The 22,446-nt window shown below is 50.9% G+C and carries 22 protein-coding genes; 3 read left to right on the forward strand and 19 right to left on the reverse strand.

Annotation, left to right across the window (positions count from 1 at the left end; genetic code table 11):
• Positions 1-64 precede the first annotated feature (64 nt).
• The 11 genes from rnz to K7P76_RS04130 all read right to left on the reverse strand — a co-directional run bounded on the left by rnz (position 65) and on the right by K7P76_RS04130 (position 11,097).
• Positions 65-985 carry a ribonuclease Z gene (gene rnz, locus K7P76_RS04080; RefSeq protein WP_232183525.1) on the reverse strand — a complete coding sequence of 307 codons (921 nt, stop codon included), beginning with the start codon at positions 983-985 and terminating at the stop codon, positions 65-67.
• Between the two features lie 152 nt (positions 986-1,137).
• Positions 1,138-2,160, reverse strand: a complete 1,023-nt coding sequence (locus K7P76_RS04085; protein ID WP_232183526.1) for a 23S rRNA (cytidine(2498)-2'-O)-methyltransferase RlmM — start codon at positions 2,158-2,160, stop codon at positions 1,138-1,140.
• Positions 2,161-2,162: 2 nt separating this feature from the next.
• Entirely contained in the window at positions 2,163-2,936 is a 774-nt protein-coding gene (locus K7P76_RS04090) for an ABC transporter ATP-binding protein (protein ID WP_232183527.1), read from the reverse strand.
• Complete coding sequence (locus K7P76_RS04095; RefSeq protein WP_232183528.1) at positions 2,933-3,253, reverse strand: thioredoxin family protein; 321 nt, start codon at positions 3,251-3,253, stop codon at positions 2,933-2,935. The genes K7P76_RS04090 and K7P76_RS04095 overlap by 4 nt, the downstream gene beginning before the upstream one ends.
• The gene (locus K7P76_RS04100) at positions 3,246-3,593 is read right to left on the reverse strand and encodes a cyclic-phosphate processing receiver domain-containing protein (protein ID WP_232183529.1); all 348 of its coding nucleotides are present in this window, start codon (positions 3,591-3,593) and stop codon (positions 3,246-3,248) included. The genes K7P76_RS04095 and K7P76_RS04100 overlap by 8 nt, the downstream gene beginning before the upstream one ends.
• Positions 3,590-4,432: a deoxyribonuclease IV gene (locus tag K7P76_RS04105; protein WP_232183530.1), complete on the reverse strand. Its 843-nt coding sequence runs from the start codon at positions 4,430-4,432 to the stop codon at positions 3,590-3,592. Before K7P76_RS04105 ends, K7P76_RS04100 begins: the two co-directional genes overlap by 4 nt.
• Positions 4,433-5,251 carry an Fpg/Nei family DNA glycosylase gene (locus tag K7P76_RS04110; protein WP_232183531.1) on the reverse strand — a complete coding sequence of 273 codons (819 nt, stop codon included), beginning with the start codon at positions 5,249-5,251 and terminating at the stop codon, positions 4,433-4,435.
• A 55-nt stretch (positions 5,252-5,306) separates the two neighbouring features.
• A complete protein-coding gene (locus K7P76_RS04115) occupies positions 5,307-6,143 on the reverse strand; it encodes an HAD-IIA family hydrolase (RefSeq protein ID WP_232183532.1) in 837 nt (278 codons plus the stop codon).
• Positions 6,144-6,150: 7 nt separating this feature from the next.
• Positions 6,151-7,452 carry a DUF6340 family protein gene (locus K7P76_RS04120; RefSeq protein ID WP_232183533.1) on the reverse strand — a complete coding sequence of 434 codons (1,302 nt, stop codon included), beginning with the start codon at positions 7,450-7,452 and terminating at the stop codon, positions 6,151-6,153.
• Positions 7,449-9,734 (reverse strand): DEAD/DEAH box helicase, encoded by a 2,286-nt coding sequence (locus tag K7P76_RS04125; RefSeq protein WP_304518384.1) that lies wholly within the window; start codon positions 9,732-9,734, stop codon positions 7,449-7,451. The genes K7P76_RS04120 and K7P76_RS04125 overlap by 4 nt, the downstream gene beginning before the upstream one ends.
• A 394-nt stretch (positions 9,735-10,128) precedes the next feature.
• Complete coding sequence (locus K7P76_RS04130; RefSeq protein ID WP_232183534.1) at positions 10,129-11,097, reverse strand: metal-dependent hydrolase; 969 nt, start codon at positions 11,095-11,097, stop codon at positions 10,129-10,131.
• 184 nt (positions 11,098-11,281) lie between these two features.
• Here K7P76_RS04130 and tlp point away from each other — a divergent pair, with 184 nt between their 5' ends.
• The gene (tlp, locus tag K7P76_RS04135) at positions 11,282-11,545 is read left to right on the forward strand and encodes a small acid-soluble spore protein Tlp (protein WP_232183535.1); all 264 of its coding nucleotides are present in this window, start codon (positions 11,282-11,284) and stop codon (positions 11,543-11,545) included.
• A 61-nt stretch (positions 11,546-11,606) separates the two neighbouring features.
• Here the strand turns inward: tlp and metH are convergent, their stop codons facing one another.
• Positions 11,607-15,062: a methionine synthase gene (gene metH / locus K7P76_RS04140; protein WP_232183536.1), complete on the reverse strand. Its 3,456-nt coding sequence runs from the start codon at positions 15,060-15,062 to the stop codon at positions 11,607-11,609.
• A gap of 144 nt (positions 15,063-15,206) precedes the next feature.
• Here metH and mtnD point away from each other — a divergent pair, with 144 nt between their 5' ends.
• Positions 15,207-15,746 carry an acireductone dioxygenase gene (mtnD, locus tag K7P76_RS04145; RefSeq protein WP_232183537.1) on the forward strand — a complete coding sequence of 180 codons (540 nt, stop codon included), beginning with the start codon at positions 15,207-15,209 and terminating at the stop codon, positions 15,744-15,746.
• A 250-nt stretch (positions 15,747-15,996) separates the two neighbouring features.
• On the opposite strand, the gene K7P76_RS04150 is transcribed toward mtnD, so the two are convergent.
• The 4 genes from K7P76_RS04150 to K7P76_RS04165 form a co-directional block, all read right to left on the reverse strand.
• On the reverse strand, positions 15,997-16,794 hold the full coding sequence (locus K7P76_RS04150; RefSeq protein ID WP_232183538.1) for an HAD family hydrolase: 798 nt from the start codon (positions 16,792-16,794) through the stop codon (positions 15,997-15,999).
• Between the two features lie 12 nt (positions 16,795-16,806).
• Positions 16,807-17,325 (reverse strand): hypothetical protein, encoded by a 519-nt coding sequence (locus tag K7P76_RS04155; protein WP_232183539.1) that lies wholly within the window; start codon positions 17,323-17,325, stop codon positions 16,807-16,809.
• A 27-nt stretch (positions 17,326-17,352) separates the two neighbouring features.
• Positions 17,353-17,535, reverse strand: a complete 183-nt coding sequence (locus K7P76_RS04160) for a DUF896 domain-containing protein (protein WP_309244727.1) — start codon at positions 17,533-17,535, stop codon at positions 17,353-17,355.
• A 122-nt stretch (positions 17,536-17,657) separates the two neighbouring features.
• Complete coding sequence (locus K7P76_RS04165; protein ID WP_232183541.1) at positions 17,658-18,062, reverse strand: LysM peptidoglycan-binding domain-containing protein; 405 nt, start codon at positions 18,060-18,062, stop codon at positions 17,658-17,660.
• Between the two features lie 162 nt (positions 18,063-18,224).
• On the opposite strand from K7P76_RS04165, the gene lexA reads away from it, so the two are divergent.
• Complete coding sequence (gene lexA / locus K7P76_RS04170) at positions 18,225-18,848, forward strand: transcriptional repressor LexA (protein WP_232183542.1); 624 nt, start codon at positions 18,225-18,227, stop codon at positions 18,846-18,848.
• Positions 18,849-19,271: 423 nt separating this feature from the next.
• On the opposite strand, the gene glnA is transcribed toward lexA, so the two are convergent.
• The 3 genes from glnA to K7P76_RS04185 all read right to left on the reverse strand — a co-directional run bounded on the left by glnA (position 19,272) and on the right by K7P76_RS04185 (position 22,435).
• On the reverse strand, positions 19,272-20,600 hold the full coding sequence (glnA, locus tag K7P76_RS04175) for a type I glutamate--ammonia ligase (protein WP_232184452.1): 1,329 nt from the start codon (positions 20,598-20,600) through the stop codon (positions 19,272-19,274).
• Between the two features lie 36 nt (positions 20,601-20,636).
• Entirely contained in the window at positions 20,637-21,050 is a 414-nt protein-coding gene (locus tag K7P76_RS04180; RefSeq protein WP_232183543.1) for a MerR family transcriptional regulator, read from the reverse strand.
• A gap of 116 nt (positions 21,051-21,166) precedes the next feature.
• On the reverse strand, positions 21,167-22,435 hold the full coding sequence (locus tag K7P76_RS04185; RefSeq protein ID WP_232183544.1) for a methionine gamma-lyase family protein: 1,269 nt from the start codon (positions 22,433-22,435) through the stop codon (positions 21,167-21,169).
• Positions 22,436-22,446 lie beyond the last annotated feature (11 nt).

Here is a 22,446-nt window from a genome sequence, read left to right on the forward strand (position 1 = left end):
AGCGAAGCCATATGGCTTTGCCCGGATGCGAGATGCTTTCCCGTTTTATTTAATGTTTAACGACTTACCGAGAAATCTTATAAGGTTTCAACTCCAAAGCAATATCCGAAGCTAAGAACACAGTTTTGGCTTCCTCTTCAAGGGCTTCTAAGTCCTCATCCTTGTAACGGGTGCTGAAGTGGGTGATTAGCAGCCGTTTAACCCCCGCGGCAGATGCGGTTTCCGCAGCTTGCACAGCTGTGGAATGACCGTACTCGCCGGCCTTATCCGCCAAATGATGGCTGAACGTCGCCTCATGAAGCAGCAAGTCCGCGCCCTTTGCAAGCTCAACGGCGCTATTGCAAGGCTTCGTATCCCCCAATACGACAATGACACGACCCGGTATGGGACTGCTGACTACATCTAAAGAACGGATGATTCGTCCATCTTCCAGCGTAATGTCCTCTCCTGCTTTCAATTTGCCGTATAAGGGCCCGGATGGAACACCTATCTCGCCGAGCAGCTTTACATTTAGCGCACCGGTGCGAGGCCGTTCGGTTATCCGATATCCGAAACTAATGATTCGATGGTCGAGCTTGGCGGCTTCCACCGAGAAGGCGTCATCCTCGAATACGACCCCTTCTCCAACCTCATAAATTCGGAGCGCAAAACCCAAATGCGTTTCAGTAATCCGCAATGTGGTCTCGATAAGTTCACGTAATCCCGGCGGACCATATAACGCGATCGGTTCGGTTCCGCCAAGCGATGAACGGCTGCTTAACAATCCTGCAAGTCCAAATACATGATCCCCGTGCAAATGGGTGATGAACAGCTTCTCCAGCCGACTTAATCTAAAAGGCGTACGCAGCAATTGGTGCTGGGTACCCTCGCCGCAATCGATCATCCAGAACGTTCCCCGGTTTTGCGGCATTTGAAGCGCGACCGAGGTGACGTTCCTGCCCAGTATCGGCCTGCCGGCGCTCGTGCCCAACACCCAAAGTTCCACTGCCTACACCTCCTCTGGTAGCTTGTACCGCTTACAGTCTCTTTAATCCTGTCAAACAGATCGCATACACAAACAAAAACCGCATCTAAGGTCGGATCCTTGAAGGTCAAGGGTCCGACCGGATGCGGGATGCTTTCCCGTTACGAACGCTCTTATTTGCGTTTCACCCACATTGTAACTTCTTCTCGGTTATGAAACAACTGTTTCACCTTGCGAATATCGAATTCATGCCCGTAATCCTCCATAAGATCCTGAATGCTTTGGAAAGGTTTACGGTACATAAGCTTTAACGTAATGATGCCCGAACCTCCGGCGGATAGGACCGGAGCCAACTCCGATACGATCCGACACGTATGATGAGGGTCCCAGCTCATATCGCATACCAATAGATCGAACGAACCGGGGGAAAAGGAGACATCCGCGGCATTTTTCCGCAAATGGCGTAATCTTGGATGAGTTTCCAACGAAGGGTCCATTTCGGCTGGATCGACCGCGGTCACCTTTAAGCCTCTTTCCAGGAGAACGGACGTCCATCCACCGGGGGCGGCGCCTAAATCCAGAGCATTCGAGAACCGATCGAGCGGCAAATTAAACGCCCTCTCCGCTTCCAACAGCTTAAAGGCCGCCCGTGAAATCAGCCCTTCGTCCTTGCGGAAACGAACGGCTCCGCCCGGCCAGTCGGATAAGTTGTCGCGGGGCAGGGAGCAGCCCATATATAGCGTTTTTTTCGTCGCGTAGATGGAAATAATCCAATCTGCTTCCCGGGCTACCGTTTCCCCGCCGAGCTCTTGAATAACCGGTACGATGACGTCCCTGCCCTCTGCAGACGTATACGGAAAAGGACTATTCTGCTCCTTGCGAACTTGAATGGCCACTTTGCGGCCTTTAACGCGATCCCCCAAAGTTAAAGCGTATTCCTTCAATACTTCCGCGGTTTTCACCGGACTGTTCATAACGTCTTTCTCTGCTTCAATTGGAAAAATATGCCGGAGAAAAATCGGTTCCTTGCGGCGCAGCTCCGTTAGAATCTGTTCAGCGTCGTTATCTCCGGTCGTAAACGCAAAGGTTTCTCCAGGCGCAAGTCCAGATACCTTAGTGCCTTTAATGCGCCTCCGCAGTTCTTCCATCGCATAAGGCGCGAATCCGGGATTCGCCGTTCCGACAAACGTAATCATCGTTAGTCCACCTTCCCAACCTGAATCCACGGCCGGTCATCGCGCCATTGAATGTCCAAAGGGAGATCGTAAGCCTCTTCGAGCCTCTCTGGCGTCAATACGTCTCGCTTCAGTCCGGATGCGACCAGCTTCCCTTGAGACATAAGCGCCACATGAGTGAATAAAGGAACGATCTCTTCGATATGATGCGTTACGTACAGCATGGACAGTTTTTGCGCAGACAACTCCGATAGAACTTGAAGAAACTTCTCCCGTTCGAATAAATCGAGCCCTGCGCAAGGCTCGTCCAAGATGAGAAGCTCCGGCGACGCCATCATCGTGCGCGCGAGCAGCGCTTTCTTGCGCTCTCCCTGCGATAGAGTGCCGAACGGCTGCTCCGCCAAAGCTCGTAAGCCTACCCGTTCCAATTCTATGTAAGCCCGTTCGCGAACCTCTTCTTCGATTTCTTCGTAAAACCGCAAAAAAGCGAAGGCGCCGCTTGCTACGATTTCCCATACCGGATCCCGAAGCGTCATTTTCTCGATTAACGATGGACTGATGTATCCGATTTTCCTGCGTACTTCCCTTACGTCCACTTGCCCGAACCGGTTTCCAAGCACGTCGATCGTACCGGATGTCGGAAATAAGTAACCTGTTACCATCTCTAGAATGGTGGATTTGCCGCAGCCGTTACGGCCAAGCAATGTCCAGTGCTCTCCCGGTTGTACCTTCAAATCGACGCCGCGAAGGATATCCCGTTCTCCCCTGCGAAAAGTCAAGCCTTGTAAATGGATCATTTCGTTTCCCTCTCGATTCTTAAACGTTCCACCAACTCCGTAACGGAGGGGAAACGGTAATGTTTGTTCCAGGTTCCGTCCTTGCGTTTAATGAGCAAGCAAGGCACGCTTTCGATTTGAAATTGCTGCGCCATATCCGGCATAATGTTCACGTTCGCCGATAGGATCGGAAGATCAGGCACAAGCTCCGTTGCTACTCTCAGCATTTTCCGCGCAGCGAGGCAAGTCCCGCATAATGGCGTATGGACGAAGATCGCGAAAGGCGCAGGCGTAAACGTCCATTCTCGTTTCCATTGCGCAGGCTCCAATTCACGCATTGCGGCTATCTCCGATTGCAGCGGCTTCAAGAATATGCGGCGGCATCGGGCCGTCATGAATGACCACGCCTTGCGGGTTAGCCGCTCGCAACGAATGCACCATCTGCGCTCTCCCCATTAGACTGGAAGAGTGTACGAATATTTCTCGCGGGTATTTTCCTTTGGCAATGATTCCGTGCACAACCGAAAGACCGTTCGGTTCGCCTAAGCCAAGCTCGAAATCAAGCGAGAGGAAGTTTACTTCGCTCGCCTCAAGCAACAACAAACATTCCTCCGCCGATCTTGCAGCGACGAACCCCCGCGGACAAGGCCGCACATCGTCCAAGTATACGTTTATCATTCAAGCGCCTCCCCCGACAATTGATGCACAAGCATAAGCTGATCCCGATGCGTCCCGTCTTCTCCGACCGGCGTTTCCAATATTAGCGGAATTCCTTGAAGCTCCGGAGTCGATAAAAGTTCATGAAAACCCTCTTTACCAATCCATCCTTCGGTTATCCGAGCGTGCCGGTCTTTGCGAGCGCCTGACGGATAACGGGAATCGTTCAAATGGACGGCGCGAACGTTTGCCCAGAAGCCTAGGCGCCTGGCCCGCTCCGCGAACGTTAGCCACTCCCCTTGCCGCCACTCTCCGCTAGCGTACAGGTGACAAGTGTCTAAGCAAAATCCGACCTTATCCGGCTCTTGGACTAGCGACCGGATTTGTATTAATTCCTCTGGCGTCGTCCCCATCGGACCGTGATCGCCCGCTTGATTCTCGAGCAGGATTTGCGCTTTACCATTCCAGAGAGAAGTAACGCTATTGATCCATTGTATTACATTTCGATAGCCCTGTAACGGATCTTGTCCTTTGAACTTGCCGAAATGCACAACGACGCCAATGGATCCGCAAGCTTCGGCGATTTCCAAATCGTTAAGCGTGCATAACGCCATTCGTTGCGCCGTCTCGCCGACCGCCGCAGGATTTACCGGATAAGGTCCGTGAGCGATGGACTTGACGCCAATGTCTTTGCACCATGAGGCGCACTTCAATGCATCGTCTCTATTGAACGTTTTGGTCTCCAGCGTTCGGGGATTTTTCGGAAAATATTGAAAGGCACTGCCCCCGATTGCAACCGCGTATTCCGCCGCCTTGCGATATCCGTTTCTCGTGCTGACATGACTGCCGACCTCTCTCATTTATGAACCCTTTTGACAATCCGGGCAGTAGAACATTTTACGACCTGTCAGCGTCTCGAACTTAATTGGAGTACCGCATACGAAGCATGGCTCGTCTTTGCGATCGTATACCCGGCATTGATCGTTGTAACCGCCGGTCAACGTATCGTCCGGAGTTAGCGGATGCTCCATGTAACCTCCCGCATCCTTCGCCTCCAGAAGCACCTTGCGGATCGAATGATAAAGGCGTTCAGCCGCCGTCGGATCAAGATCGCTTACCGCTAGCGCGGGGTGAATCTTCGCATCGAAACAAATTTCATCGCTGTAGCAATTGCCGATTCCCGCCAGAAAACGTTGATCCGTGAGCGTCGTCTTCAGTCTGCCTTTTTTCCCGGAAATCCGTTTCTGGAACGCCTCTACCGTTAGCCTCGAATCGAATGGATCCGGCCCGAGCTCCTTCATCTGCTCAATGGCGGCTTTCGCCGTTATCCGGTGCAAATACCCGAGGCGCAATCCGCCGAAGTAAAGCGAGTTACCGTCGCCGAAAGTCAGGATCACTTGGAAATGGCTATCCTTCTTCGGCCCTTGTTCGCCGTAAGCAAGCCAGCCGCCGAGCATCAGATGCAGATGGAGCCGGTGCCCGTCATCCAGATGGAATAATAAATGTTTGCCGCGTCGTTCGACGAACAGGATGTTTCGGCCGATTAACGCGGATGTGAATACGTCCACGGGTTCGTTAATCGTAGCAGGGCGGTTGACGATTACCCCCGTAATTCTTTGACCGCATAGCAGCGGTGATAATTGTGTGCGGTAATGCTCCATTTCCGGTAATTCCGGCATTTATTGATCATCCCTTCTCCTCAGGTTTGCATCGCTGCTCTTGCTGAAAGCTCTTTTAACTTTTAAGTAAGGCCAGCAACTGTTCAGGACCTTCACATACGGCATCGGGGGTTACTCCCGCCGCCGTGCAATGATCTTGCCAATTGTCCCTCGTACACAGTCCCGTTAATACAAGAATAGACGGACAGCCCGCATTGCGCGCCGCAGCTAAATCCGTATAGGGATTGTCGCCGATTACCCAGGAATGGGCCACAGCAGTACCGGCTAACTTCAGTGAATAATCCATCAATATTTTGGAAGGTTTGCCGATGACAATCGGCTCCGTCCCGGATGCCGCTTGCAAAGCAGCCCCGATGCTTCCCGCACCCGGAAGAAATCCCCCGTCCACCGGGAGGAGCCGATCAGGATTCGTCTGAACGTAAACGGCGCCGTTCAAAAGATGCTTGACCGCAAGCGTTAACCGTTCATAAGTCAGCTTGCGATCAAGCCCTTGCACGACAAGATCGGCAAACCGATCATTGCTCTCCTTTTCGTCGATCAAACGAATTCCGGCACCCCGAAGAGCTTCGTGCAGCCCATGCTCTCCGATAACGTAAGCTGCCGCGCCGGGATGCTGTTCCCGTACATAATAGGCTGCCGCCAAAGCGGATGTGACAATCGATTGTTCGGCGGCCTGAATCCCCATGGCCATTAGATGTCGTGAAACTTCCAATGCGGTTCTGGTCGAATTATTCGTAACAAACCAACAGGGTATTCCCTTGTCCTGAAGTTCGGTTATTAACTGATCCGCACCCGGAATCCGTTCGTTGCCGCGATATAACGTACCGTCAAGGTCGAACAACAACGCCTCGGGAGCCGGATGTTGAGTAAGATTGTTTCGTATCAACTTCAATTCGTGCCTACATCCTTTCCCGCGAAACTTTATCGCGCAACCTCGTCACCCTGCGCAGCAAAGCTTCCTTCTCTTCGTTGCGGCTAGCGGAATCACGACTTAATCGTGCGCGCATATGTGCAAGTTCCAACGCCTTCTCCGCATAGGTTAATGCCGTTAACAATTGTTTATCGCGATGCTCGTAATAAATAGCTAGCTCGACATGGGCGTCCAGCTTAGGCAGCGCGGAATTTTCCGCTTTCTCCGCGGATTTCCTCCATAGAGGAAGTGCCCGTTCATGCTGACCCGCGCGCTTATATCTTGCGGCTAAAGCCAAGCTCCAACCGCTGCCGTCGCCTAATTCTTCCCGATCGCCGAGCAGGTCAAACAATCGTTCGGCGGATTCCGTGTTCCCGTGCTTCTCGAGCCAGCAAGCGGTGCGGAACAGTTCTTCGCCTTCGGGTCCCTCGTCTTCCGCATCTCTCGAGATCCCGCCCAAAAGCTTTCCGAAATGAACGGCCAATGAAGCTAAAGTGAGCACGTCTTTCTCGTTGTGGGCATAAACTCCGTGCAAATGAATCGGATTATGATCGCTTAGATATTGAAAATACAATGCCGGAGCCATCGATCCAGGAACATCATGTTCTCGCTGGATGCCTAATCGCTCTTCCTCAACGATGCTGAGCCGGCATGACGGCAACGTATTGCGCCATAACGCGCGGGATGGATGCAGAAAATCGAGATGTCCCGGCTCCGGTCCGCTTCTGCGCCAGCCGTTAAGGATGAATCGGTTAACGAGCACCGGCCAATCGAACGTACGACCATTATAAGTGACCAGATGGCTTTTGTCCTTCATATGACCGAGTAAATAGGACAGCATCGCCTTCTCTTCGCCGGGATGACGAATGAGCGTCTGCTCCACGACAAAAGCTCGTTCGGTGTAATAGCCGAAGCCGACCATGAACGGAACGTTGCCCGTTCCAACCCCGAGCCCCGTCGTTTCCGTATCAAGGAACAGCAGCTTATTAGCATCTATCGGCTCGCTATTCTGGTTTTGCCGCATGGCTATAGGACTTAAATGGGAAGCTCCTTCACGAAGCTCTGCTAATTCGTAACGTCCGTGCCGGTAAGGAAAAGGATAAACGATACGTCTCAGCAGAAATTGACCATTCTCGTTGCTCTTGAGCTCGACACCGATATGACGGAAATCGGCATGCAACAAGTGCTCTTCCGATTTAGCCGAAACGGTCGTCTCCGCTTGTATGCTCTCCGCGGCAACCTCAGGCGATTGAGCGCGAAGTCTTTCCAACCTCTCCCTTAACCCGCTCATGAGCTTTCCCTCGTCCCTTGCAACAGGGAAAGAGCCAAATTCTTGCCCAGCAGCCCGACCTCTTCGATTGGCCCGACGCAAGCCGGACAGCCGCTTAAACAACCGCAGCCCATAATGAGCCGTCCTGCTTCCTCAAGCAATTCCTCGTGTTTCTCATACAAGCGTTGGCTAAGGCCAATTCCGCCTGGATAACGGTCGTAAAAATAAATCGTCGGCCTCTTCGTATGTACCGCCTTCACCTGCGGCACGACGCGGATATCGAGCGGATCGCACATCAGGTGCAGAGGCGCTAGATGGATGAGAACGTTAGCTAACCCAAGCAAAGCCATTTGCATGTCGTTAGCGCTTCTCTTGCCCGATTCTTCTTCGGAAAAAGAAAACCAATACCCGCTCGTATGTAGAATTTCCTCAGGCAAATAGATAGGTCCCGAGCCGATATTCTCGTGGGTGCGGAGTCTGATTTTTTTGAAAATCGTCGGTTTGGCCATAACCGTCACTTCTCCGTATTGGCGTTGCAGCGCACCGGAAGTCGATTCGAGGTCAACGTGCAGCACCTTCAACTCCACGGCCAGATTAGCGTCCGTGAAGTAATCCACGTTCACTTCCCGAACATAAGCTTTCTTCTCGGGATAATCAAGCTTCTCCACTTGGTATTGTACCCCTTCATGGAGGTAAATCGCCTCTTCGTGAATAAGCGTCGGCGCGCTGAAACGGTCAACCTCGCCGATGACGCGATGGCCGTCCGTTTGATCGATGATGACGAAGTTTTCTTGAGCCGCCGAACGCAGTGAAATGCTATGTGCGGGAAATGCCTGTTCCATCCAGTACCAGCGGTTCCCGACCCTGTGCAGCACCTTCTCCTCCGCCAGAAACTCCAGCAGGTCCGTCAGTTTTTCCCCTCCGAACGTATCTCCTTCTTCAAAAGGCAGCTCGTAAGCGGCGCATTTCAGATGGTCGAGCAGAATAAGCAGGTTGTCCGGATGAATGCGCGCTTCCTCCGGCGGGCGTCCTAGGAAGTAATCCGGGTTCTGAATCAAATATTGATCGAGCGGATTGCTGCTCGCCACCAGGAAGGTGACGGAGCTCCCTTGTCTGCGCCCCGCCCGGCCGGATTGCTGCCAAGTGCTCGCTATCGTTCCCGGATACCCGTTCAACACGCATGCCTGCAACTGCCCGATATCGATGCCGAGCTCAAGCGCGTTCGTGCTGACGACTCCGCGGATTTCGCCGTTTCGCAAACCTCGTTCGATTTCCCTGCGCAGTTTGGGCAAATACCCGCCCCTGTAGCCGCGGATCGATTTCTTGCCCAACTCGTGCTTGATGTTCTCTTGCAAATAGGTAAGCAGAATTTCCACCCGGACTCGGCTGCGGGCGAACACGATCGTCTGGATTCCGCTCTTCAGCAGCATCGCCGCGAGCTTCTGCGATTCCAGTACGCTGCTGCGGCGAATGCCGAGCTGCTTGTTCACGACAGGCGGGTTGTAGAACACCATATGTTTCTCCCCCGCCGGAGAGCCGTTGTCGTCGATGAGCGCGACGTCTTCACCGATCAAACGCTCCGCATGCTCCTGCGGATTGCGTATGGTAGCCGATGCGCATAGAAACTGCGGTTCGCTGCCGTAAAACCGGCAAATCCGCTTCAGCCTGCGGATCACGTTGGCCACGTGGCTTCCGAATACGCCGCGGTAAGCGTGCAACTCATCTATGATGATGTATTTAATATTTTCGAACAGCTTAACCCATTTCGTATGGTGCGGTAAAATCGCCGAATGCAGCATATCCGGATTCGTGACGACGATATGCCCAGCATTGCGGATCGCCTGCCGTACCGTAGGAGGTGTGTCCCCGTCATAGGTATGCGTCTTAATATCGGCTTCCATTAAGTTCGCAAGCTCCTGCAGCTCCGCAACCTGGTCCTGTGCCAGCGCTTTCGTCGGAAATAAATAGAGCGCCCTGGCGCTATCGTCATGGAGCAGCGTATGAATAACCGGCAAGTTATAGCAAAGCGTCTTGCCCGATGCGGTCGGCGTTACGGTAACGACGTGTTTGCCCGCGGCAACGGCCTGAAAGGAAGCCGCTTGATGCGTATATAAATCGGCGATGCCCTTATGCCTTAGCGCTTCGACCAGCTTCGGATGCACATTGGCCGGGATGCTGACCGTGCGCGCGGGACGAGCGGGCTGGGTATGCCAGAACGTTACGTTCTCCATAATTTCCGGTCGGCTTCGCAGCAGCCCTAGCCACTCCTCCACCGACTCCGTCTTTTCCGTCCACGGATTCATGGCTATTCTCCTAAAATCAAATTACTATTATTGTACAGAATATATGTTCGCCCAGCAACGGGAGGTTGAATCCGTTTTTCGACATTTGCGCTTATTTCAGCTTATTTATGCCATAAACTGTCCCTTCAATCGGAAAAATCAAGCCTAATGCGACAATTCGTGTCGGCTCCTGCGCTTTCCCGGGAAACTATTTTTATTGCCCCAAGTAAAACGGCTTCGCCGTCCTTGGGACGGCGGTATACGTTTGTATCGAGCTATCAGATGAGTATAAGGAACCCAAAACTTATACTGTCTGATAGTCGAACAAAGAAAAAACGCCCCAACGCCGCCCCTTGTAGGGAGCAAATGCGCGGGACGATTTAATACGCGGCTGAGTCGATACCGTAGTATGAGATTAAACGTAAGGCGCTTCCCAAGCTTTTTTATACCAGCCGATTTGCTCGCCGATAACGTTATAATGGTCATCCAACCGAACTTCCGCACGGTATGGCCAGTCCTTTTCTCTCCAAAATCTTAAATCCGTCCAGGTCACCAAATACCCGCCGCCCGGTTCGACCGTCCAACTTACGTATTCACGCTTCGCGAAATCTTGCAACGTTCTAACCGCGGATACGTTTCGGGTCGCCTCAATGCAATGATGCGGCTCGCTAAAAGGCAGATGACGGGAAGGCAACAGCCTTCTGCCATCGATTACCCCCATTTCAAATCCTGTATCCGTCTGAACGACATATTGCCATTTGAACCACCACAGCCCCGGCAGAACATGGATTGCCCTCCAGCGGCGATATCTTCTTCTAACCCTTTTAACCACGACCTCATGATGAACGACTCTCCATATGATATAAACGATGGTCAGTCCCCAAGCACCGGCGCATATCCATTGCGGGTATGGCCATAATCCGATAATCGCCCCTATCGCAGCTGAAGCGTGAACGACACCTAGAAAAGGATCCGTCAAGCAAAGGGCATCCAGATGGTACCATTCCCGGCGAAATGGGAGCAAACATTGCACTCCGTACGCATTTGTCCAATCGAATATGACGTGCAAAGCAACGGCGGCGAACGCAAAGCTGCATAACAAGAGAAGATGTTCGCTAAACCCCCATCCCCATGCCGCTAACCCTCCAATCAAAGCTGACCACACCAACCACGCAGGAAAGGAATGGCTTAACCCGCGATGGTGTTTCAAATAGGCGTCTTGTCCCTTAATTCGAACGACTGAATCGAGATCCGGTGCGTGTGAACCTACAAGTGTAACGGATAATACGGCTGCGGCAAGATGAGGTTGAGCTGCGACATCCGGATGAAAGAAAGCCAAACCTGCCAAAGTGACCCCGAACAGCAAATGGGAGCCCGTATCCATCAGTTATGATTCCCCTCTCGAGTATCCGTTTTCCTTCATGTTAACGGAGCACTGTTAGAGCGATATCATCTTTACGTAAGCTTTTTATTATTTTTTTCCGCAAATCCGAATATTGGCAAGCCGTTTTAACCATACTATTCGATGGGCAAATGACCTGAATACATAAACCAAGGAGAGATTTCGAATGGCAAACCCGGACGACCGCTCGGATAACGTGGAAAAGCTGCAGGAAGCCGTACAAAATACGATAGATAATTTAGAGGAATCGGAAGATTACCTCGAAGAGTACTCCGAAGAGCTTGATCCTCAGGAAGCTGAGGCTATCTCCGAAAAAAACGAAAACAGACGCGATGCGATTTCGGGCTTTAGAAACGAGATTAAAGACGAAGCCAGCGACAATGAAGACGAAACCAGCAACAATGAAGACGAAGCCAGCGCCAATGAGTAACTAAAAATCCCGGAGCGAACTAACCTTAACGGTCGGTTCATTCCGGGATTTTTAGTATTTCTTATGCTTTTTCTACGTTGAAATATTGCGCCTCGGGATGGGCGAACACCATTGCGGACACGGAAGCCTCAGGCTCCATCATAAAGCCTTCCGTCAGATGCACGCCGATATCCTCGGGTTTCATGAGCTCGAACAAAGGCCCTTGGTCCTCCAAATCCGGACAAGCCGGATAGCCGAACGATACGCGGATACCTTGATAACGCGCGCCAAACCGTTTCTTCATCGTCATGTCGGCCGGATCCGGGAATCCCCAGCTGTCCCGCATAATTTGGTGTACGCGCTCGGCCAAGCCCTCGGCCACTTCCAACGCTGTTGCCAGCAACGCATGGGAACGAAGATAATCTCCGCTTTCCTTCCATTTCTCACCCTGCTCGCGCGCCCCTTGCCCCGCTGTGACGACAAGGAAACCAACGCTATCCATGATGCCGCTGTCGACCGATTTCAGAAAATCGGCAAGACATAGGAACGGCTCCACCTGCTGACGAGGAAACGAGAATCGCTTCAGAACGCGGGTGCGATCATCCGGGTCATAAATGATAATATCGTTGCCATCGGATTGCGCAGGGAAAAACCGATACATCGCCTGCGGGTTCAGCCAGCCTTGAGACTGCGACTGCCTCATAATATCGTCGACCGTTTCTTTAAGATTAACAGTCCTTTCGTCTCCTGCGGCGAGCAGCTCTTCCACGTTGCCCTTTAGTCCGAGATGATGACCGAGCAGCATCTGCAGGTTCACGTAAGGAAGAACGTGGGACATCGGGTAATCGCGCAGCACGTGCCGGTCATAATCCGGCGGCGTAAACAAAGGCGCATCCGGCGAAATATGGGAACGGCGTGCCCGGGTCAGTTCCGGCAACTCTTGCGCCGGCTTTTCGGCTTCCTCCGCCAAAGCGGCTTGCGCAGCCCAGTGCTCTTCAATGATGCGGGCCCGATGGCCCGGGTCGCTTAATTTATTCGCGATATCTAGGCCGTCCATCGCGTCCTTCGCATATAACACGACACCGTCATACTCCGGCGCGATCCGGTTTTTGGTGAATTTGCGGGTTAGCGCCGCACCGCCCACAAGAATCGGAGCGTCGATTCCCGCGCTGCGCAAATCCTGCGCCGTGAGGACCATTTGCTGAGCCGATTTAACGAGCAGTCCGGATAATCCGATCGCGTCCGGGCTTTCCCTGCGAGCCGCTTCGATAATTTGGTCCGGCGGCACTTTAATGCCTAGGTTTATGATTTTGTAGCCATTGTTCGATAGAATGATCTCGACCAGATTTTTGCCGATATCGTGCACATCGCCTTTAACTGTTGCCAACAAAATTTTACCTTTCACCGCCGATTCGTTTTTCTCCATATGCGGCTCGAGCTGGGCTACCGAGGCTTTCATGACTTCGGCGCTCTGCAGCACTTCCGCTACGATCAGCTCGTTATTATTGAATAGCCGTCCTACCTCTTCCATCCCGGCCATTAATGGACCGTTGATGATATCAAGCGGCGCGTATTTGCCAAGCGCTTCGTCCAAATCGGCTCCGAGACCTTCCTTCGTTCCCTCTACCACGTATCCCGCCAGCCGCTCTTCCAGCGTCTGATTTGACACCTTTTCTTTTTTCTGCAATTTTTTGTCCCGGAAAGCGGCAACGAAGGCAGCAAGAGTGTCGTCATTCGTATCGTAGATCAATTGCTCGGCGAGATGACGTTCCTCTTCGGGGATGGATGCGTACCTCTCCAGCTTTTCGGTATTCACGATGGCATAATCGAGTCCCGCCTTCGTGCAATGGTACAAGTACACCGAGTTCAATACTTCACGACCGGCGTCGGGAAGACCGAATGAAATGTTGCTGAGCCCGAGTATCGTCTTCGCTTTCGGATACTTTTCCTTGATCATCCGGATGCCTTCGATCGTCTCGACGGCAGAACCGATATATTGCGGATCTCCGGAGCCGACAGGAAACATGTTCGGGTCGAAAATAATATCCTCGGGGTTCATCCCGTATTTATTGACTAACAGCTCGTATGAACAGGTTGCCACTTCCATCTTGGCTTGCCTCGACACGGCTTGCCCGCGCTCGTCGATCAGAATGCAGACGACCGCCGCGCCGTATTGGTGGATAAGCGGCAAAATTTTCTCGAATTTGGATTCTCCGTCTTCAAGATTAATGGAGTTAATAATCGCTTTTCCTTGCGAATATTTAAGTCCTAGCTCGATAATGTGGTCATAGGTCGAATCCAGCATCAATGGAACTTTGATCTTCTTCGTGACCATCGGCAGAAACTGATTAACCGCGTAGGCTTCATCGATATCCGTATCCTGAAGGTTGATATCGATAATATGAGCGCCGCCTTTAACTTGAGAGCGCGCGATTTCGGAAGCTTCGTCGAACTTCCCTTCCTGGATCAGGCGCTTGAACTTCCGGGAGCCCGATATATTCGTTCTCTCTCCGATCATGATCGGACGGTTATCTTCTTCGATGTATACCGTTTCGATACCGGATACGGCTGGCGGATGTTCACCGTTCATTTTCCTCGGGGCGATATCTTTCATCGCATTTGCCATTGCCGCGATATGTGCGGGAGTCGTACCGCAGCAGCCGCCGGCAATGTTGATCCACCCTTGCTCGGCGAAACCCTTAAGCTTCTTGGCCAACGATTCCGGCGATTCATGATAATGACCGTTCTCGTCCGGGAGGCCGGCATTCGGATAACAGCTTACCGCCGAACTCGAAAGACCGGATAACGTCCGGATATGATCGCGCATGAATTCCGGTCCTGTCGCGCAATTGAGACCCATCGATATCGGTTTAAGATGCTCAAGCGAGATGTAAAACGATTCGATATTCTGGCCGGCAAGCGTCGTCCCCATCGGTTCGATGGTTCCGCTGATCATAATGGGAAGCTCATAACCCATCTTGTTGAAGGCTTGGCGGACTCCGATACTAGCGGCCTTCACGTTCAGCGTATCTTGGCAGGTTTCAATCAAGATGCAATCGACATCGCCTTCCATTAGCGCAATGACTTGTTCCTCGTAATCTTTAATCAATTGGTCAAAAGTGACGCCGCCGGTAACCGAAAGCGTCTTTGTCGTAGGGCCAAGAGCTCCAGCGACAAAACGGGGCTTTTCCGGCGTTGAATATTTATCGCACGCTTCTCTTGCGAGTTTGGCAGCCGCCAAGTTGATTTCTCTGGCTTTCTCCGGAATGTCGTACTCCGCTAACACGATCGCGGTTGCTCCGAAAGTGTTCGTTTCGATAATATCGGAACCGGCTTCTAAATAAGCTTCGTGTATGCCAGAAATGACATCCGGCCGCGTCAAAACAAGGATTTCATTGCAGCCGTCCATATCATCGCTGCCGAAATCGTCTGCAGTCAGATTAGCTTGCTGAATCATCGTGCCCATTGCTCCGTCAAGAATAAGAATTCTAGCTTTTAATGCCTCTTGCAGAGACGGTTTAGTATGCGTTAAAGTCATAGTAGGATTCTTCCCCTGTCTGTCAAATCATTAAACTCTATAGTACCAGAATCATCACAGGACGAAAAGATGCATAGTCGACAGTGGTTTGGAATTGGAATATAATAAAGGCATTAATTCACATTGGGAAAAGAGGAATTAACGATGGCACAAATTCGTATTCGCAATACTAACGAACGCATCGAAAGTGAAGATCAAGTGCTGGAGTTTCTGACAAAACAAAACGTTTTGTACGAACATTGGGACGCTTCCAAGCTTCCAGAGCACCTAAATAATAAGTTTTCCCTTACGGACGAAGACAAAAACACGATTCTTTCCACTTACGACGAAGAGATTCGGGAAGTCGCCGAAAGACGCGGTTACAAGGTTTGGGATATCGTTGCCCTCTCCGAAGCTACGCCGAATTTGCCCGAAATTCTGAAAAAGTTCGAGCAAGTGCATACCCACACCGAGGATGAAGTACGCGCCATTACTGCCGGTCGCGGAATCTTCATCATCAAGGGCGATGAGGAGACCGGATATTTCGACGTTGAGCTTACGGTCGGAGACGTCATCTCGGTGCCGGAAGGCCAGCCTCACTTCTTTACGCTTATGGATAATAAGGCTATTGTTGCTGTTCGTCTGTTTATTGAGCCGGCCGGTTGGGTCGCTGATCCTTATGACGATCCTGCTTTTGTTAAGTAAGAGCGTTAAAGTGCGATTGATGATGAGGTTTAGGGGACGGAGGGTATTCCTTCCAGCCGCTTGTTCTCGACCCTTTGCCTGAATTGGTAAACTCGTTAAGATGTGGCAAAGGTTCTCAAAAGGCGGACGTTACACTCTTCCAGGAACACCCTCCTTACCCCTCTACTCTCTCTTCATCACATTTAATGCAATCCCTGAGTTCAAACAGACTCGACAACGGAAACGCGCCCCAACCGGGGCGCGTTTTTTGTTATTTATTGATATGTTTGAGTAGTTCGGGAAGTTCCGACAGGCTCTTGATCTCGTATGATGGGATGATGTCGTCGTTGCGGATGGCGTTGTGGCGGTTGATCCATACGGATGTCATGCCTACGCGGTTGGCGCCGAGGATGTCTGTCGTAAGCTTGTCCCCGACCATGATACCTTCATCTGGGGTGATACCGATTTGCTCCATCGCGTGGTTGAATAGTTTAGAAGAAGGCTTACCTTCACCGAAGTTCCCGGAAATTACGATGGAATCGAAATAAGGGATAAGATCCGGCATGCCGTCTAACTTTTCTTGTTGGAGATCCGGTGAACCGTTAGTCAAGAGCAAGAGCTTGTAAGAATCTTGTAGTTCGTCTAAAACCGCAAAGGTTTCGTCGTATACATACTTCAAGCTGCGACGTTGAGCCGGAAACCATTCGGCGAGCTGCTTTCCAAGCTCTGGATGATCCACGCCAAGCGCGGCAAGCCCTCTAGTCCAAGCATTAACGCGGTATTCAGGTGCCAACTGCTGTAGCTTGCGAAACATCGGATGATCTCCGCGTTCGAATTTTCCCCATAGCGCTTCAAAAGGGTTGATGCCAATTATCTGCGTGAAGCTATAGGTTTCAAAAGTTTCGTATAACGCTCTAGCTTCACGTCGTACGGCAGCTTCAAGCTCCGCTTCATTGATGCCCGCAGCTTCAGCGGCCAACCGGCAAGTGTCCTTGAAAGCTTCGCTCACACTACGGTCATCCCATAGCAATGTATCATCTAGATCGAATAAAACCGCCTTGACCGACATTGTGCTTTCTCCTCACTTTGCTTTTACTTCCCATTCGATATGATGCAAATCCGAGAACGACTTTAATCTTTCACTCATAAGATCCAGCGGATAACGATTCATCAATCGCGAGAACACCCAGTTTGCGCCTTTTACAGATTCCACGATGATATAACCCGGTTGCATGGTGATTTTGCGAATTTCGGTCGGGCGTAAGGTTTTGTATCCTGAGAATTTGCGTGTCTCAAGAGTATCGCGAGTAACCGCTAAATAGGGCCGTCTCATGTAGTAGAACAATCCAAGCACAATATAACAGCCGATCGTGACCCAGAACATCGTCGGATCTTGCATGAAGCTATTCGACCAAGGTTGCGCCAAAGTGATGTATAACAAAATCAGCATGAACAACAAAATCGGTACGATATAATTTCTTCCTTTGAACCGGTCAACCTGTGGCGCATTGGGACTAATTGATTTCTTTCCGTCCTTCTTGCGTCGTTTGTTTATTTGTTTTGAATTTTTCAGTACCATTCGTTCCCAAGACCGGGACATGTCGTTCCTCCTCATATTCAACAAAAATCAATGTTTGATCGTTGGCTCATCCACGATTTCGATACGTTCCAGTTCCTGACGGAAATTTTGCTTGAATATTTCAATATATTGCCGACGGAGAATCTCACGCTCTGCAAGCTCGTTTTCATTCAAACCTTCGGTTTTATTTTTACGGGAAAGTTCATTTATTCTGCTAAGCAATTTATCCATGTACATTCACTCTCCTTTCTTTACCTCCTCTACTTTGCCATTTCCGTAGATAGGTTGTCAAGGAGCACAGAACGCAAAAAAAGACCGGAAAACTCCGGTCTGGAAACATTGTCACAAATAGGTTAGGAAAGAATACGGGCAGGGATAATGATCGTCTGTCCTACCTTAACCTCTGAAGTAGATAAGCCATTACGTTTCAAAATGTAATCGATAGCCTGGCGCGTATCAATAGCATCCTTCTTGTACGTCTTGGCAAGTTGCCACAGCGTATCTCCGCTATCGATCGAGACAACTAATTCCCCGCTCGAAGCAGGCGAAACTTCACCTGTCGAAGCGAATGTATGCATAAGCGTTAAGCCGCTGAAGAGGACAAGAAAGGCGAAAAGGAAGAACAAGCTTCTAGCCATCTTCCAGCTAGACGTAACCGAAGCGCGAGGCTGTGCTGCACGTCCCGACTTAATAGAAGCCGAACGGTTATGTATTGAAGAAGCAGGAGTCGAGCCAGCCGTTACCCATGAATGCACCATTAAGATCACCCCAAACGTTTGTTCTGGTGTTATCGTAACACGAACATATGTTTCAAGTCAACAATTTTCGGAACATTTGTTCTGTAGAACGAATGTTTGTGCGAACTCGAGTTCTGTGTTATAATTTGTCATCATGAACTGATACTTAGGGGAGGGCTTGGCGTGTCCAAAATGTCCAATCGCCAAAATTCCATTTTAGAATTCATCAAAAACGAAGTGCGAGACAAGGGATATCCCCCTTCCGTCCGCGAAATCGGCGAAGCCGTCGGCCTTGCCTCAAGCTCCACCGTCCACGGTCACCTTGATCGCTTGGAGAAGAAAGGGTTAATCCGTCGCGACCCGACGAAACCCCGTGCTATTGAAATTCTCGGCGACGATGACGACACCATCTACAGCATCTCGTCCGCTATCCGCCAAGTTCCGCTTCTGGGAAAGGTAACGGCTGGCTTACCGATTACCGCTACGGAAAACATCGAAGACTACTACCCTCTCCCCGTCAACATGGTGGGTGACCAACCCGTATTCATGTTATCCGTTATGGGCGACAGCATGGTTGAAGCCGGGATCCATGATGGAGACTATGTTATCGTTCGTCAGCAGCCTACAGCCGTTAACGGAGACATCGTCGTCGCAATGACGGATGAGAATGAGGCAACGGTCAAGACGTTCTATAAGGAACGCGACCACATCAGGCTCCAGCCGGAAAACTCAAGTATGCAACCCATTCGGCTTCCGAACGTTAGCATCCTTGGCAAAGTCATCGGTTTAATCCGCTCTTTCATGTAAATCGTTGTTTTAGTTCAAAGAGGCGGCCCGCTCAGACTAATGTCTGAGCGGGCCGCCTCCTCGTTCTACAAGGAAATTGGAGTGAACACCTGCTTCCTGACGGTAACCCCTTCTGCACAGGAATTAATCGAATATTTCGAGCAACTACCTCCCGTTGACCCCTTCAACACAGGAATTGATCGAATTTTTCGAACAACTACCTCCCGATGACCCCTGATGCACAGGAATTAATCGAATTTTTCGAGCAACTCACTCCCGTTGACCCCACTAAACAGGAATGATCGAATTTTTCGTGTAACTCCTTGCAGAATACACCACATCACATAAATTTACTTACCTACCTAACAAGAAAAAACCGACCCAGTGCCGCCGTAAAAGCGGACAAAGAATCGGTTTTGAGTGATTCGATAGTATGGACTAGCTTTAATACATAGTCAAGTACTGATCGCGTTCCCATTGGTGAACTTGGGTGCGGTACATATCCCACTCGATTTCTTTAAGCTCGTAGAAGTGGCTTAAAGCATGATCGCCAAGAACGTCGCAAATGACGTCATCGCGCAACAACTCCGAAATAGCTTCCTTGAGATTGATCGGCAAGCTTGGGATTCCCGCGTCTTGACGTTCTTCCTCGCTCATAACGTAAATATTGCGATCAACCGGCGCTGGTATGGACAACTTGTTAGCGATACCGTCCAAGCCGGCTTTCAGCATGACTGCAAGCGCCAGATAAGGATTAGCCGCCGGGTCCGGATTACGAACCTCTATGCGAGTGCTAAGACCGCGAGAAGCCGGGATCCGAATCATCGGACTGCGGTTGCTTGCGGACCAAGCCACATAAACAGGGGCTTCGTATCCGGGAACGAGACGCTTATAGGAATTGACCGTAGGGTTCGTAATAGCTGCGATTCCGCGAGCATGCTTCAGAACGCCTGCCATGTAATGCCGAGCGACATTGCTGAGTCCTATCTTGTCATTGTTATCGAAGAACGCATTCTCGTTGCCCCGGAACAACGACTGGTGACAGTGCATACCGGAACCGTTCATTCCGAACAATGGCTTCGGCATGAACGTAGCATGTAAGCCATGCTGACGGGCGATCGTCTTAACGACTAGCTTAAACGTCTGAATTTGGTCAGCCGCTTTAATGGCAGGCGCGTATTTAAAGTCGATCTCATGTTGACCTGGCGCGACTTCGTGGTGAGAAGCTTCGATCTCGAAGCCCATCTCTTCCAGCATCAAAACGATATCGCGACGGCAGTTTTCACCTAAATCCGTAGGAGCCAGATCGAAGTAACCGCCCTGATCGTTAAGCTCCATCGTAGGGTTGCCTTTATCATCGGTTTGGAAAAGGAAAAATTCCGGCTCCGGTCCAACGTTCATCGTGGAGAAACCCATTTCTTCGGCTTCTTGCAACGTCCGCTTCAAGATTCCGCGAGGATCGCCAGCGAATGGCGTGCCATCCGGCATGTAAATGTCGCAGATGAGTCGGGCGACTCTATTTTCCGTAACCCAAGGGAATACGACCCAAGTACTCAGATCCGGGTACAAATACATATCCGATTCTTCGATCCGCACATAACCTTCGATTGAAGAGCCGTCGAACATCATTTTATTGTCCAACGCTTTTTCCAATTGGCTTACGGGAATTTCGACATTTTTAATCGAACCAAGCAAATCGGTAAACTGCAATCGGATGAAACGAACATTCTGTTCTTTAGCAATCCGGGTAATATCTTCGCGAGTATAGTTCAAGTTCATGACAGCCTCCTAGAATGCTTCATTATTGTCTTATTTGTTCTTGAAGAAACGAGAAAGCTCACCTTGGATGAGGGATACTTGACCTGGCCGCTTGCCGGTCATCAGCTGCTGCTTAAGCATCCTGTGAAGCTGGGAATCGGTCATCTCCCGACGTTTCACTTCGGACATTTCGTTGATAATCGTCCCATCGTTCTCGTCTTGTCCTACCGGATTCATAACCTGCTTAATTCCGGCAATATTTACGCCCTTCTCGATCAATGATTTGATTTCCATCAAACGCTCAACGTCATTAAAGGAAAACAAGCGTTGGTTGCCGTCTGTGCGAGCAGGCTGAATCAGTTCATGCTGTTCATAATAGCGGATTTGGCGGGCGGTCAGGTCGGTCAGCTTCATTACGATGCCGATCGGAAACAACGCCATATTCCTGCGAATCTCGTCGCCCATGTCATACCAACCTTCCAACTTAACTTGTTGTTATTGAAATCATATACATTGTACCCTCGCAGCAAAAACATGTCAAGGAATGTAAGGTTTTTATGTAAGGTTTATGGAGGCGAAACTCACAGATATCCGCGTTTCCGAAACTCTATTAACGCTTGTTTAACGGCATACTTCACATGAGCGTAAGTCAGCCCTCCCTGCATGTAAGCAATGTAGGGTTCACGAACCGGAGCGTCGGCCGACAATTCCAAGCTGCCGCCTTGAATAAACGTTCCGGCCGCCATAATAACGGGATGCTCATAACCAGGCATGTCCCATGGCTCCGGCACGACATGGGCATCCACCGCGGCTGCCTTCTGGATAGATTGCACGAAATGGATCAAGGGCTCCGCCCCGGTGAACCGGATCGCTTGTATGAGATCGGTTCTAGGTCCGTTCCAGCTCGGATGTGTTTCGAAGCCGAGCTTTGCGAACACGGACGCCGCGAAGACGCTCCCTTTGACTGCCTGTCCGACAAGCAGCGGCGCTAGAAATAAGCCTTGATAGATGGAACGCGTCGTTCCCAGCATGGCGCCGACTTCCCCGCCGATGCCCGGCGCAGTCATGCGGAAAGCCGCAAGCTCTACTAGCTTACTTTTACCGGCGATATAACCTCCGCTAGTTGCAAGGCCTCCACCGGGATTTTTGATCAAAGATCCCGCGATTAGATCGACGCCAACCTCCGTCGGCTCCCGATATTCCGTAAATTCGCCATAACAATTGTCCACGAACACGATTCCGTTAGGTTTCATCGCTTTTAAGCGAGGAACCATGTCCCCAATTTGATCCACGGTGAACGAAGGTCTCCAGTCGTACCCTCTCGAGCGCTGAATCGCGAAAACCTTCGTGCGTTCCGTCACCGCCGCCGCTACGCCATCCCAATCCACATTGCCGTCCGCAAGCAGCGGAACGATTTTCGTATGGACGCCCCAATCCGCCAACGAACCCTGCCCATCCCCCGGTTTGCCAATCACTTTATGTAACGTATCGTACGGTTTGCCGGTTACGAACAGAAGCTCGTCGCCCGGGCGCAAGCATCCGAATAAAGCGGCTGATATCGTATGTGTACCCGAAACCAGGTGCGGCCTAACAATGGCTGCCTCTGCGCCGAACACATCCGCGTATACTAAGTCCAATACTTCTCTTCCACGGTCGTTATATCCGTAACCCGTCGACGCGGCGAAGTGAAAATCGCTGACCTTATGCTTCTGAAAAGCTTGTATGACCTTCCATTGATTCCGTTCTACGATTCGGTCGATTAAGCGAAATTGCTGCGAAACCTGTTCCTCCGCCTCTTCCGACCATCGTTCCCATTGCTCCTCAAACTCCGTCATTTCAGTTGCCTGCATGCTGTTCTCCC

The organism is Cohnella silvisoli, from assembly GCF_021190915.1.
Classification (GTDB): domain Bacteria; phylum Bacillota; class Bacilli; order Paenibacillales; family Paenibacillaceae; genus Cohnella; species Cohnella silvisoli.

Coding starts and splice junctions, on each gene's coding strand:
- K7P76_RS04085 (WP_232183526.1), bottom strand. CDS start 2,160: ATGATTACGTTTGTCGGAACGGCGAATCCCGGATTCGCGCCTTATGCG.
- K7P76_RS04090 (WP_232183527.1), bottom strand. CDS start 2,936: ATGATCCATTTACAAGGCTTGACTTTTCGCAGGGGAGAACGGGATATC.
- K7P76_RS04095 (WP_232183528.1), bottom strand. CDS start 3,253: ATGCGTGAATTGGAGCCTGCGCAATGGAAACGAGAATGGACGTTTACG.
- K7P76_RS04100 (WP_232183529.1), bottom strand. CDS start 3,593: ATGATAAACGTATACTTGGACGATGTGCGGCCTTGTCCGCGGGGGTTC.
- K7P76_RS04105 (WP_232183530.1), bottom strand. CDS start 4,432: ATGAGAGAGGTCGGCAGTCATGTCAGCACGAGAAACGGATATCGCAAG.
- K7P76_RS04110 (WP_232183531.1), bottom strand. CDS start 5,251: ATGCCGGAATTACCGGAAATGGAGCATTACCGCACACAATTATCACCG.
- K7P76_RS04120 (WP_232183533.1), bottom strand. CDS start 7,452: ATGAGCGGGTTAAGGGAGAGGTTGGAAAGACTTCGCGCTCAATCGCCT.
- K7P76_RS04125 (WP_304518384.1), bottom strand. CDS start 9,734: ATGAATCCGTGGACGGAAAAGACGGAGTCGGTGGAGGAGTGGCTAGGG.
- K7P76_RS04130 (WP_232183534.1), bottom strand. CDS start 11,097: ATGGATACGGGCTCCCATTTGCTGTTCGGGGTCACTTTGGCAGGTTTG.
- tlp (WP_232183535.1), top strand. CDS start 11,282: ATGGCAAACCCGGACGACCGCTCGGATAACGTGGAAAAGCTGCAGGAA.
- metH (WP_232183536.1), bottom strand. CDS start 15,062: ATGACTTTAACGCATACTAAACCGTCTCTGCAAGAGGCATTAAAAGCT.
- mtnD (WP_232183537.1), top strand. CDS start 15,207: ATGGCACAAATTCGTATTCGCAATACTAACGAACGCATCGAAAGTGAA.
- K7P76_RS04150 (WP_232183538.1), bottom strand. CDS start 16,794: ATGTCGGTCAAGGCGGTTTTATTCGATCTAGATGATACATTGCTATGG.
- K7P76_RS04155 (WP_232183539.1), bottom strand. CDS start 17,325: ATGTCCCGGTCTTGGGAACGAATGGTACTGAAAAATTCAAAACAAATA.
- K7P76_RS04160 (WP_309244727.1), bottom strand. CDS start 17,535: ATGGATAAATTGCTTAGCAGAATAAATGAACTTTCCCGTAAAAATAAA.
- K7P76_RS04165 (WP_232183541.1), bottom strand. CDS start 18,062: ATGGTGCATTCATGGGTAACGGCTGGCTCGACTCCTGCTTCTTCAATA.
- K7P76_RS04180 (WP_232183543.1), bottom strand. CDS start 21,050: ATGGGCGACGAGATTCGCAGGAATATGGCGTTGTTTCCGATCGGCATC.
- K7P76_RS04185 (WP_232183544.1), bottom strand. CDS start 22,435: ATGCAGGCAACTGAAATGACGGAGTTTGAGGAGCAATGGGAACGATGG.